9 protein-coding genes are annotated in these 12,546 nt (G+C 45.0%); 5 read left to right on the top strand and 4 right to left on the bottom strand.

What is annotated here, in order from left to right; translation table 11 throughout:
- Positions 1-49: 49 nt before the first annotated feature.
- The 4 genes from CXF62_RS03795 to CXF62_RS03780 all read right to left on the bottom strand — a co-directional run bounded on the left by CXF62_RS03795 (position 50) and on the right by CXF62_RS03780 (position 6,223).
- Positions 50-1,852 carry a phosphohexomutase domain-containing protein gene (locus tag CXF62_RS03795; RefSeq protein ID WP_102092978.1) on the bottom strand — a complete coding sequence of 601 codons (1,803 nt, stop codon included), beginning with the start codon at positions 1,850-1,852 and terminating at the stop codon, positions 50-52.
- Between the two features lie 136 nt (positions 1,853-1,988).
- Positions 1,989-2,453, bottom strand: coding sequence for a dUTP diphosphatase (gene dut, locus CXF62_RS03790; RefSeq protein WP_102092977.1), 465 nt, complete (start codon positions 2,451-2,453; stop codon positions 1,989-1,991).
- A gap of 190 nt (positions 2,454-2,643) precedes the next feature.
- Positions 2,644-4,047 carry a magnesium transporter gene (gene mgtE / locus CXF62_RS03785; RefSeq protein WP_101206268.1) on the bottom strand — a complete coding sequence of 468 codons (1,404 nt, stop codon included), beginning with the start codon at positions 4,045-4,047 and terminating at the stop codon, positions 2,644-2,646.
- Between the two features lie 142 nt (positions 4,048-4,189).
- Positions 4,190-6,223 carry a UvrD-helicase domain-containing protein gene (locus CXF62_RS03780; RefSeq protein WP_102092976.1) on the bottom strand — a complete coding sequence of 678 codons (2,034 nt, stop codon included), beginning with the start codon at positions 6,221-6,223 and terminating at the stop codon, positions 4,190-4,192.
- A gap of 845 nt (positions 6,224-7,068) precedes the next feature.
- Here CXF62_RS03780 and ndhC point away from each other — a divergent pair.
- The 5 genes from ndhC to nuoF all read left to right on the top strand — a co-directional run bounded on the left by ndhC (position 7,069) and on the right by nuoF (position 12,541).
- The gene (gene ndhC / locus CXF62_RS03775; RefSeq protein WP_102091044.1) at positions 7,069-7,692 is read left to right on the top strand and encodes an NADH-quinone oxidoreductase subunit A; all 624 of its coding nucleotides are present in this window, start codon (positions 7,069-7,071) and stop codon (positions 7,690-7,692) included.
- A 175-nt stretch (positions 7,693-7,867) separates the two neighbouring features.
- A complete protein-coding gene (locus CXF62_RS03770; protein ID WP_057758923.1) occupies positions 7,868-8,536 on the top strand; it encodes a NuoB/complex I 20 kDa subunit family protein in 669 nt (222 codons plus the stop codon).
- A gap of 152 nt (positions 8,537-8,688) precedes the next feature.
- Positions 8,689-10,464 carry an NADH-quinone oxidoreductase subunit C/D gene (gene nuoC / locus CXF62_RS03765; protein ID WP_102092975.1) on the top strand — a complete coding sequence of 592 codons (1,776 nt, stop codon included), beginning with the start codon at positions 8,689-8,691 and terminating at the stop codon, positions 10,462-10,464.
- A gap of 146 nt (positions 10,465-10,610) precedes the next feature.
- Entirely contained in the window at positions 10,611-11,120 is a 510-nt protein-coding gene (gene nuoE / locus CXF62_RS03760) for an NADH-quinone oxidoreductase subunit NuoE (RefSeq protein WP_057758927.1), read from the top strand.
- On the top strand, positions 11,117-12,541 hold the full coding sequence (gene nuoF, locus CXF62_RS03755; protein ID WP_102092974.1) for an NADH-quinone oxidoreductase subunit NuoF: 1,425 nt from the start codon (positions 11,117-11,119) through the stop codon (positions 12,539-12,541). The genes nuoE and nuoF overlap by 4 nt, the downstream gene beginning before the upstream one ends.
- Positions 12,542-12,546 lie beyond the last annotated feature (5 nt).

Raw genomic sequence — 12,546 nt, 5'->3', positions numbered from 1 at the left:
GTTGTTTTTCTACTATGTCTAATGAGACAGTGATATATGTTTTATGAGGCTACTCCGCAGGAATAGCAAGAATCTGTTCAGCTAGCGCTGCGTTAAATGGTCGGCATAAAGCGGCAAATGTCGCCTGAATGTCTTTTAGGTCATCTATACTGTCACCCGCAAAGCGCGCGGTCAGGCTATTGCTGGTATTTGATTGACGCAGTACGCCAAAACCATGCGCAAAATCTAAACGCACACCATCGATACAGCTCAGTTTAGTTCCCATAGGTAATAATTCATGCGTCTGTTTTAATGCTATTTGCGCCTTCGCAGTAGCGCAAGTACACGCTGATGACTTGCATGTTGTGGCGGGCAGGCAAGTATCTTTTAACTGCTGACTAGATGAAGAATCAGTATGAGTAGACATATCTACTAGATACTGCAAGTAATGACAAGATCTCGTTAATTGCTCTACGAGTGAGCAGTCGGTAGTAGCCGTCTGCGGCATTGGCAAGTAACGGTCAGCAGTACTGACTATAGTGGGCAAGTTTTGGATGATATCTGATAGTTGTTTTTTATCATTAGCATCATTCTGAGTTTGGTCAAGCCAATGCAGCAACCGTAATGCAGCATACATCGCATCATCGTAAGGGATAAAGCGGCTGTCATTAAAGATGAAATGTCCTGATAATTCACCAGCGAAAACAATCTGATTGTCAGGATGCTGTACCTGTTGGCGCATAAAGCTGCTGCCAGTCTTGCTAATCACAGGTGTAGTACCAAGCTCAGATAACAGTCTTGGTAAATGATGGGCGCACTTAATATCGAAAAGAACTTCAGACGCTAATAAAGAGGCGCTAAGAGAGTTAGGATGTTCAGTAATAGCAATACGTGCCAGTAGATAGAGCAAATGATCGGGCGTAACTATTTTGCCGTTGTTATCAACGATCATCAAACGATCGCCATCGCCATCAAACGCCAAGCCGATATCTGCTGCATGCAAAACAACGGCTCGTTGCAATTCGTTTAAGCGGTTTGGTTCGGTAGGGTCTGGATTACCAAGGGGGAAATTGCCATTGGGGGTATCATTGAGAAAAATAACATTCTGGCAAAAACGTTCGAACAAGCGTTGAGCAATGCTACCAGTTGCACCGTGCATACAGTCAATAACTATGACCAAATCAAGTTTATAAGCGTTTTTTTGATTGGCTGCAGTTGCCGAGTGATTATGCTGAAATAATTGTTCAAATACCTGCGCAATAGCATCGATATAAACGTTTGCTACTTGATAAGCAGGTAGTTGCTCAAGCAAGTCGCTTGGTAATTTTGAGTCATAGTTATTATCAATGCTTTCAATATTTTCTGAATGAAAGATAGGATTTTTAGCTTGGCTATCGGGATAAGCGTGACAACTATGATGATCGGTTAGCTGATGATAGAGCGTCTGTATCTCTGAGCTACTAGGGGACTTGTTATTTACTAACCATTTAATGCCTAGTATGTCTTTAGCAGAATGGCTCGCTGTTGCAACTATGCCATGACCTTGATATTGCGCTGCCCAAAACGCCATCATCGGCGTGGTAACCAGACCTAATTGGATTACGCGTAAACCCTGCTGAGCTAATACAGTAGAGAGTGTATGTGCAATGGCTTCACTACCAATACGCATATCATAACCAATAACGACAACATTCTGCTTAGTCTCAACAGAAGTATTAGTACTGATGTTTTGAGTCGGTTGGCTATCTTGGGCATTGTAGAGAGTAGCAAAAGCATGGCCTAACGCTTGTATAAAACTGCTAGTGAAATACTGGTTGGCACCGCGAATATCATAAGCACGGAATAAGGATTGCTGCGCCGCAAAAGGTGGCATTGCTTACTCTCCTTATAACCGTGATAGGTGTTCAATGATAAATAAAAATGAATAGCGCAAGATTTTATATATAGCTTAAGCAAAACCTTGAAGGCTATCTAAAAATTACTAGCAGAATTGACCGTCAAAATAGCTATTATTGACGACCTGAATGTCCAAACCCGCCCGCACCACGTACGCTTTCATCACTGAACTCTGCAACCATTTCAAACTCAGGACGCGCAACAGGTACCACGATGTACTGTGCCATACGTTCAGCTGGGTTAAGAACAAAGTCATCTCCACTACGGTTCCAAATACTAACCATCAGCTCGCCTTGATAGTCGGCATCGATTAGCCCAACCAAGTTACCCAAGACGATACCATTCTTATGACCAAGACCTGAACGCGGTAAAATCATACCTGCATAATTAGGATCTTGAATATAAACGGCAAGGCCTGTACCAATCAAATGGGTTTCACCTGCTTTAATCGTTAATGGCTCATCGATGCAAGCACGCAAATCAATACCTGCACTGCCATCGGTGGCACGAGTTGGTAAAGAAAACGCTTTATCTTCAGTAATTTTAGGGTTTACCACTTTAACTTGTACAGCTTGCATAACACACTCACTTAACGGTTTGATGGTTTTTAAATTATGATTTTAAACTAAGGCCTTGAACTATGGTCTAAATAAGTCTTATTCGACATTTTTATACAAATAACAATTCTATATTTTAATTATTCAGCAATTCAGCAATTCAGCAATTCAGCAATTCAGCAATTCAGCAATTCAGCAATTCAGCAATCAACTAGAGTATCAGTACGCTAGCCAATCCTAAAAAGGACATAAAGCCGACGATATCTGTGACGGTCGTTAGGATAACCGAAGCAGATAGAGCAGGGTCGATATTCATGCGCTTGAGCATCAGCGGTATGCTGATACCCGAGACATTAGCTGCAGTCATGTTGATTGCAATGGCAAAACCGATGACGGCACTGATCTTAATATCATGAAACCATAACTGAGCAATAAACGCCATAATTATCGCCCAGATGATACCGTTTATCGCACCCACCCACAGCTCTTTATTTAACAGCCAGACACGGTTGGAACCACCGATTTGACCCATCGCCATCCCGCGGATAACGACCGTCAGCGTTTGCGAGCCAGCAATACCGCCCATACTGGCGACCACTGGCATCAATATCGCTAGCGCCACGACTTGTGCCAATACTTCTTCAAACTGTCCAATCACTGCTGCGGCCAAAAGGGCAGTACATAAATTGATACCTAGCCAAACGCTACGGCTTTTAGCACTGGTTAGGATGGGGGCAAACAGCTCTTCATCTTGGCTAACACCAGCGAGGTTTTTCATGGTGCTGTCGACATCATCTTGGATGATTTCCATAATGTCTTCACCGTTTAGTTGACCAACCAGCTCGCCATGGCTATTGATGACAGGGGCAAAACGGATGTCTTCTGAACGAAAAATCGCGGCTGCATCTTGAATATCCAAGCGATCATTAATTGTAATGGCAGTGTCAATCAGCTCCGAGACTAATGTATTCTGTTTATGCTTAATTAAATCTACTAGACTCAGTAGCCCTAGCAATTGCTGGCTTTGATCGACAACTAACAGCTCTTGGCTCTCGTCATCGAGCAGGTCGTCGTTTTCACGCAGCCACTCTTGCACATCAGCTAGATAGATATCATCCCTTATCTGGATAATATCTGGATCCATATAGCTACCCACTTCCCAGTCAGCATAAGTATCAAGCTTATTGACTTGGACCCGCGTCTCTTCGTCCAGCGTTGCCATGACTGAGGTACGTACGCTCTCAGTGACGGTGTCCAAAATCTCAGAGATGTCTTGAGCATCAAGGTCTTGGGTAAACAAGGAGATTTCTTGAGAAGAAATATTCTCCATCAACGGCTGGCGCGTATCGACATCTAGTTCGGCAAGTACCTCACCTTTGATATGCTCTGGCACCTGCGCCCAAATCAACAGACGGTTTTGAGTTGGGAAGGACTCTAGTAGGTTGGCAATCTCATATTCGGACTGCTTTTCTAAAAACTCAGTAATGGCCTCGTATGCTTTATCAGCAACCAAACCCTGCAGATACAGAAGCTTATATTCGGCACTATACTCAGCCGAGTTATAATCTCCTGACAGCATGGCGGTTCGTTCCTGATTGGGCGTGGGGGTAGGCATAAGTGTTCCAAGTTTTTACAGTATATGAAGAACAATAACAATAACGATTATATCAATCGTTTTTTGCGCAGTCTAAAGCGTGTTCTCGCAAGCGTTTTACTTAGGTGTTTATTACTCAGGTGCTTAAATGTCTTGATTAAGATTAACGCTTACCCAGTAACGCTCGAATATTGGCCAGATATTCATCAGCGACGGCTTCTGGATCTTTGGTCGCTTTTTTCTTTTTCGCTTTGGCAGGCCAGTCAATATGATCCTCAGGCAGCTCATCCAAAAATCTTGATTCTGAGGTAACGCGCATTTGACCACCAGCACGGCGCTGGGTCGCGAGCGTCAATGTCAGCTCACGACGCGCACGGGTAATGCCCACGTACATCAGACGGCGCTCTTCTTCGACCGTCTCACTCATGATAGAGTTGCGATGCGGCAGCATTTCTTCCTCAAGACCCATGATATAAACGAAATCAAACTCCAAGCCCTTTGCCGCATGTAAGGTCATCAAGTTAACTTTGTTAGTGTTCTCTTCTTCTTGCTGTTGCTCGAGCATATCAAGCAAAACCAGCTTACGAATGATGGTATCAATCGTTCGGTCTTCATCTTTTTCAGCGCGATTAATCAACGACTGAATACTGGTGTAAAGCATATCGATATTATCAATACGGTTTTTTTCTTGTTGCGGCGTTTTGGCGTCGCTACGCACAAAATCAATATAACCCGTCTCATCAATCATCTGGCGTACGATTGGTACAGGGTCAGGATGTTGATCCAACTCACGCGTATAGTGCTCAATGAACTCCCCAAACTCTTTTATCGTGCCATAAGCTTTCGATGGCAAAACATGAGTCAGACCAGCATGGGTGCAAGAGGCCAATAGTGATATGCTGTGTTCTTGCGCAAACAAACCAAGCTTTTCTAGCGTGGCTGGTCCCATACCGCGCTTAGGTGTATTGATAATACGTAAAAATGCACTGTCATCTTCAGGGTTCAAAATCAGGCGTAGATAGCCCATGATGTCTTTGATTTCACTACGCGCAAAGAATGATTGACCGCCTGATAATTTATAAGGTACTTGCAACTGGCGCAATTGTGCCTCTAGCATACGTGCCTGAAAGTTACTGCGGTACAGTACGGCATACTGTTCCCACTCGTTACCAAAGCGCAGTTTATGCGTGACGATTTCTTTGGCCACGCGCTCGGATTCATCATCGTCATTACGGCAGTTAATGATACGGATTTTTTCGCCTTGACCTTTATCTGACCACAGTTTTTTCTCAAATAAATGCTCGTTATTTAGAATAACGGCGTTGGCAGAGGTCAAAATACGAGTGGTTGAGCGGTAATTCTGCTCAAGCATAACGATTTTTAGTTTTGGAAAATCTTCTTTTAGCAGAGCCATGTTTTCAGGCTTTGCCCCGCGCCACGCATAGATAGATTGGTCATCATCACCCACCACGGTAAAGCGACCTTGCGGTCCGACCAAGTATTTAATCATTTCATACTGGGCGGTATTGGTATCCTGATACTCATCGACCAATAGATAACGAATACGGTTCTGCCACTTGTCACGCAGTTCTCTATTTTCACGCAATATTTTGGTTGGCAAGACAATCAAGTCATCAAAATCGACGGCATTATAGGCCCGCAAATTACGCTCATAAAGCGCATATAACGTCGCGAAAATCATATCCTCTGGATCGTCTAACGTTTCCATCGCCTTATCAGGCTCGACCAAGTCATTTTTCCAATCCGAAATCATTTTGATGGCTTTACCGACCAACTCGCGACTTTCAGCGCCGCTTAAGTTATCGCGCATCATCAGCTCCATCAGCAATCGCTTACTGTCATCGCTGTCCATAATGGAAAAGTTACCTTTTAGCGGCGTATGAATCAGCTCATAGCGCAAAAACTGTAGACCAAATTGGTGAAACGTCGACACCGTTAGCCCGCGCATTTTTTCGCTTGGTAGCAGTTTGCTTACCCGCGCTTTCATCTCACGTGCCGCCTTATTGGTAAAGGTCACGGCAGTGATGCGCTCAGCTGGCATGTCGCATTCTTGGATTAGGTAAGCAATCTTACGCGTAATCACAGAGGTTTTGCCGGAGCCAGCACCTGCAAGTACAAGTAATGGACCAGATACGTAGAGCATGGCCTCGGATTGTTTGGGATTGAGTTGACTCATAACGTGACCTGTAAGACAAAAGCAAAAAAGAGGGTAGCGCTGATATGACAAAGATAGATAAACGCAGCGCGCATCATCAAAATTCGTATCGTTGCGATATTTTAATAATCTTTATTATAAGAATAATAGAATTTAAGGTTTGATGATGGCATATCATAAAAATCTGGTGGGTCATTATAAAGCAAAAATGCTCACTTTGGGGGAGGACTTAGGTGATGAAAGTAGGGTATTTGGACACTTGATTTTTGACAAATAGCGTGGCAGTGTTTGCTCGTAGCCAAAAGTACGGATTTGGGGTTAATATAAGGTAAGGTCTATATCATAATTCATAGTAAAAAAAACACATTTTTTTTACACAGAAAGTGACCGTTCAATACAGTTAAAAACTAGCTTTTAGGCACTGATATGCGTATAGTACATAAATAATTTATGCCAGTTGTCACGTCATTGTTGACCACGTGTAATGAGCTATTAAATCAATTAAGTAAGCAGTCAGATATGATATTGATTTAATACGTTGATCTTACGTTGTTAGAAGATGCGTTGGGCGACCAGCCTTTATCCGCGCGCATACCGGAATCTCTACAGTTGGTCACGTCTGACATCGTCGTCAATACACTTGATAATTGGTTGTTACCAGCAAAATACCTAACATGTGACTCAATGACAGTTACTTAAACACAGTGACAGTTGCTGAAGTGCAGTGACAATTACTTAAATAAAGTCACTTTTTAAATAAAGTCACTTTGTGTTTTCGTCTGCGTTATACCTGTCGCAACATGGCCTGAGTGGGTCAGTGCTTGCGCTGTGTCTAACACTCGATTGGGTGAGGAGCACGTATTATCATGTCTGCTTTTAATTGGTCAGCCATTGCTTTTATCTTAGCCGCCATTGGGCTAGTTGTCTTTATGCTGGTCGTACCGCGCTTACTTGGCGGTCGCTCTCAAGGCTCACAAAAGGAAGAAGTATTTGAAGCGGGTGTTGTCGGATCTGGCAACGCCCGTATTCGTTTGTCTGCCAAATTTTATTTGGTCGCAATCTTCTTTGTGATTTTTGATTTAGAGGCGTTATATCTCTACGCTTATGCTGTGTCAGTACGCGAGGCGGGTTGGCTTGGCTTTGCCGCCGCTGGCACGTTTATCACTATTCTGATTATCGGTTTGATTTATGAGCTGAGCTTGGGTGCGATGAACTGGGCACCTGCTGACAAGCTACGCAAAAAAGCACGCTTATATGCGGCGCCTGCAGGCTTTAATTTGGCAGACATCACCAAGTTTGATGGTGCTCATGAGCTAATGGTCGATCCGACAGGTAAAGTGCCAGCGCAGTCATCCGGTCAAATCAATGTCTCAAACAATATTGAGACCAATCGTCGTCATCTACAAAACATCGATCATATTAATACCACGGGTAACGTTACTTCTGTGGATTTTGCGACGTCTGCTCAGCAGGACAAAACTGAACGTTAATAGCAGTTGATGCTCAGCTTATAGCGTTTGTAAAAACGAGCAGCAATGCATGAAGGCGTCAGTTCTGTTTGTATTAATGATCGCTGATGATTAGCCACTTATTTATCATAAAAGTTATGGTGACAGCGCGAGCAAGATGATTGCCACGCAAAGCCTAATATAAAGGTTGTATGTTATGAAATACACATTAACAAAAGCCAACCCCGATGCAGATACCTATCCTGCACAGACCAGTCAAACGGTCAATGATCCTATCGAAGATGAAGTGAATAAAAACGTCTTTATGGGTCGTCTCGAAGACCTCGTTCATTCAACAGCAAACTGGGGGCGTAAGAACTCACTTTGGCCATTTAACTTTGGTACCTCTTGCTGTTATGTTGAATACGCTACTACCTTAACCGCCGTTCATGATTTGTCACGTTTTGGGGCGGAGGTTATTCGTGCCTCGCCTCGTCAGGCGGATGTCATGATCGTCGCTGGTACTTGCTTCGTCAAGATGGCCCCTGTCATCCAGCGCCTATATGAGCAAATGCTTGAGCCAAAATGGGTTATCTCTATGGGTGCCTGTGCCAACTCGGGCGGCATGTATGATATTTATTCTGTCGTACAAGGCGTCGATAAGATTATCCCTGTTGATGTCTATGTACCAGGTTGTCCGCCGCGTCCAGAAGCGCTTATTCAGGGTTTGATGTTGTTACAAGAATCGATTACTAAAGAGCGTCGTCCGTTGGGTATCCATGTCAATGAGCAGGGTGTCTATCAGCCGCAAATGACGCCTGAGCGTGACCGTAAGCAGGCAGATCGTATCGCTGTCAAAAACTTGCGCAGCCCAGACAGTATTTAGATTCTAGATAGCATTTAGATTTGTAGCAACAGTTTCAATATTTTATGCGCTTATCATAGTTCGGTTATGATTAACATAGCTCAGTTATGGTTGACATAGTTCGGTTATGACTAACATAGTTCAGTTATGATTAATGAAGGAATACATCATTCATGGTCACGGTAGTCGAAAACATAGATCCTAAGATTAAGCCTGTCCCAGCGGTTATCAAAGAGCTGGAGCAGAAATATGCCGGTAAGTTTGTCGTGCAGCACACTGTTGATGAGATTCCAACAGTGTGGGTTGCGCGTGCGGATTTGCTCGATGTCCTCTTATTTCTGCGTAAATTGCCCCAGCCGTATGTCATGCTATTTGACTTGTCAGCGATAGATGAGCGTTTACGCCAACATCGCCAAGGCTTACCTGACAGTGACTTTACAGTGTTTTATCACTTGATGTCGCTTGAGCGCAATAGTGATGTACGTATCAAGGTCGCGCTGAGCGAAGACGATGTCAATGTACCGAGCGCCACCAATATTTGGCCAAATGCCAACTGGTATGAGCGTGAAGTGTGGGACATGTTCGGTATTGTCTTTACAGGTCATCCGCATTTGACCCGTATTTTATTACCGAAATACTGGGAAGGTCATCCACTGCGTAAAGAATATCATGCGCGGGCGACTGAATTTACCCCGTATTTCTTGAATACCGCCAAGCAACAATACGAGCAAGAAAACCTACGTTTTGTCCCAGAAGAGTGGGGCATGAAGCGTTCAGGTCGTGATGAAGACTTTATGTTCTTGAACATCGGTCCTAACCATCCCTCTGCTCACGGTGCGTTCCGTTTGGTGCTACAGCTCGATGGCGAAGAAGTCGTCGATTGTATTCCTGATATCGGCTATCACCATCGCGGTGCAGAAAAAATGGCTGAGCGTCAAACATGGCACTCATTTATTCCTTATACCGACCGTATCGATTATCTTGGCGGTGTGATGAATGAACTGCCGTACATCATGTCGGTCGAAAAGCTGGCTGGAATCACCATTCCACCACGTGCTGAAACCATCCGCGTGATGATGAGTGAGTTCTTCCGTATTACCAATAACTTACTATTCGTCGGTACGTTCATTCAGGATGCGGGCGGTATGACCCCTGTATTCTATATGTTTACCGATCGCCAAAAAGCCTATGACGTCATCGAAGCCGTGACTGGCTATCGTATGCATCCCGCTTGGTTCCGCATCGGCGGTACCGCTGCTGATCTGCCACGTGGTTGGCAGCGTCTGGTGCGTGAGTTTTTAGATTGGATGCCAAAACGCTTGGACGAATATGTCAAAGCGGCATTACAAAATAGCGTGCTCAAAGGCCGTACCCAAGGGGTTGCTCAGTATAATGCCAAGCAAGCACTTGCTTGGGGCGTGACGGGCGCTGGTCTGCGTGCGACAGGCGTTGATTTCGATCTGCGTAAAGCGCGTCCATACATGGGCTATGAGAATTACGACTTTGAAGTGCCAGTTGGCTACAACGGTGATGCTTATGATCGCTGTATGGTCAAGGTCGAAGAGATGCGTCAGTCATTGCGTATCATTCGTCAATGTATGGATAATATGCCACAAGGCCCTTACAAAGCGGATCATCCACTGGCCGTACCACCGCCAAAAGACCGTACGCTAAATGATATCGAAACGCTGATTAACCACTTTATCTCGGTATCTTGGGGTCCTGTGATGCCAGCGGGCGAATGTACGACGATCGTCGAGGCGACTAAAGGTCTGAACAGCTATTACATTACCTCAGACAAGGCCACGATGAGCTATCGCACCCGTATTCGTACGCCGACATTTGCGCATTTGCAGCAGATGCCATCGGTTATTAATGGCTCGCTGGTTTCTGATGCCATTATGTATTTGGCATCGATCGATATTGTGATGGCGGATTGTGATCGTTAGAGCCGTGCTTCAAAAGTATTTGTTCATCAATATATTATTGCCTGATGGCACACCAAAATGCTGTCACTCGCCAATATAACCATAGTTTTAATCAGACTGTTGTTGGCTTGTGATAGAGCAGGATGAGTGAGGAAAGACAGAAGATTATGAAAATTGTTTCCGACAAAATGCCAAAAGTAGATGTGGAAAGCATTCTCACCAGTGATGAAATCGCTGCCATTCATGAGTTTATGCACCATTACCCACAGGCGCGTGCCGCCTCGCTAGATGCACTAAAAATCGTGCAAAAGCGCAACGGCTGGGTCGATGATGCGCAAGCAAATGCCATTGCCAATATCCTAGATATCCCGATGTCAGATATGGACGGCGTTGCGACTTTCTTTAACCGTATTTATCGCCAACCTGTCGGTCGCCATGTGATTCTCATATGTGACTCTGTGGCTTGTTATTTGACAGGTTATGAGGCGCTGTCCGCTGAGATTAGATCACAGCTGGGTATTGAGTATGGTCAGACTACTGCTGATGGACGTTTTACCCTATTGCCAATTTGCTGCTTGGGCAACTGTGATAAGGGACCAGCGGTACTGATTGATGAAGACACTTACGGCCCTGTCCAGCCATCTGAGGTCGCGCAATTATTGGAGCTATACGCATGAGTTTAACGATTTCAGAGCAAATTGCTCGTCGCGGTCAAGGTCAAGCGCCAAGCCAGCTAAATGCACAGCGTGTTCCAATCTATGGTGATAAAGCGACAGCCACTAGCGAAACCAAGCCTTTGACTTGGCGTTTAGCCCATCATGATGCGGTGCTTGATTTAGCTACTTATGAATCTCTAAAAGGCTTTACAGGTCTAAAAGAAGCGCTATCTAAGTCACCTAAAGACGTCGGCAATATGATTAAAGCGGCCAATGTCCGAGGTCGCGGCGGTGCAGGTTTTAATGCTGGTCTTAAATGGTCGTTTATGTCGCCACCGGATGGTTTGCCGCGCTATCTCATCTGTAATGCTGATGAAATGGAGCCGGGCACATTCAAAGACCGTTTGCTCATGGAGCGTCTACCGTTTCAGCTTATCGAAGGTATGCTAATTACCGCTCATGCGATTGGCGCCACTGACGGTTATATCTTTATCCGCGGTGAGTACATCTTGGCCGCTGAACGTTTGGTCGCTGCTATCGAAGAATGCTTGGCCAATAATCTAATGGGCAAGAACATTCTAGGCTCAGACTTTAGCTTTAACTTGCACGTGCATACTGGCGCTGGACGTTATATTTGCGGTGAAGAAACCGCATTGATTAATTGCTTAGAAGGTCGCCGTGCTAATCCACGTACCAAACCACCGTTTCCACAAATTTCTGGTGCATGGGGTCGTCCAACCGTCGTCAACAACGTTGAAACGCTGTGTAATATGCCAGCGATTTTGAATCATGGCGTTGAATGGTATCAGTCGTTATCTGAAATTAAAGGCAAAAGCAAAACGCCGGGCACTAAACTGTTTGGCTGCTCAGGTTTGGTCAATGACCCAGGTCTTTGGGAGCTACCATTTGGCTATACCGCTCGTGAAATCATCGAAGATTTAGCGGGTGGTATGAAAGATGGTAAAAAGCTTAAAGCATGGCTGCCGGGCGGTGCCTCGACCGACTTTTTGACCGCAGAGCATTTAGATGTGGTGGTTGATTTTGACACGATTCAAGAAGCGGGTAGCCGTATGGGTACGGGGCTGATTATGGTCGTCGACGAAGCGCAAGATATGGTGCCGCTACTACGCAATCTCGAGATTTTCTTTCAACGCGAATCGTGTGGTTGGTGTACACCATGCCGTGATGGCCTGCCGTGGGGTGTCAAATTGCTTACCGCTATCAATGATGGCGAAGGGCAAGTGGGCGATGTCGAAAAACTAGAGGGCCTTACGCGTGACTTATGGATTGGTAAAACCTTCTGTGCGCATGCGCCGGGTGCGATGGAACCACTGATGAGTGCGATTAAATATTTCCGTCCTGAGTTTGATCAAAAAATCGCGCAGGCGGTTGGTGTCGATGTCATTGATGCGGCAGCCAATCAACAGCCAGAAGTGAAATAAGGAGA

This window comes from Psychrobacter sp. MES7-P7E (genome assembly GCF_002863645.1).
Lineage (GTDB): Bacteria > Pseudomonadota > Gammaproteobacteria > Pseudomonadales > Moraxellaceae > Psychrobacter.
This window is presented reverse-complemented; position numbering and strand designations above follow the sequence as displayed.

Coding starts and splice junctions, on each gene's coding strand:
- CXF62_RS03795 (WP_102092978.1), bottom strand. CDS start 1,852: ATGCCACCTTTTGCGGCGCAGCAATCCTTATTCCGTGCTTATGATATT.
- dut (WP_102092977.1), bottom strand. CDS start 2,453: ATGCAAGCTGTACAAGTTAAAGTGGTAAACCCTAAAATTACTGAAGAT.
- mgtE (WP_101206268.1), bottom strand. CDS start 4,047: ATGCCTACCCCCACGCCCAATCAGGAACGAACCGCCATGCTGTCAGGA.
- CXF62_RS03780 (WP_102092976.1), bottom strand. CDS start 6,223: ATGAGTCAACTCAATCCCAAACAATCCGAGGCCATGCTCTACGTATCT.
- ndhC (WP_102091044.1), top strand. CDS start 7,069: ATGTCTGCTTTTAATTGGTCAGCCATTGCTTTTATCTTAGCCGCCATT.
- CXF62_RS03770 (WP_057758923.1), top strand. CDS start 7,868: ATGAAATACACATTAACAAAAGCCAACCCCGATGCAGATACCTATCCT.
- nuoC (WP_102092975.1), top strand. CDS start 8,689: ATGGTCACGGTAGTCGAAAACATAGATCCTAAGATTAAGCCTGTCCCA.
- nuoE (WP_057758927.1), top strand. CDS start 10,611: ATGAAAATTGTTTCCGACAAAATGCCAAAAGTAGATGTGGAAAGCATT.
- nuoF (WP_102092974.1), top strand. CDS start 11,117: ATGAGTTTAACGATTTCAGAGCAAATTGCTCGTCGCGGTCAAGGTCAA.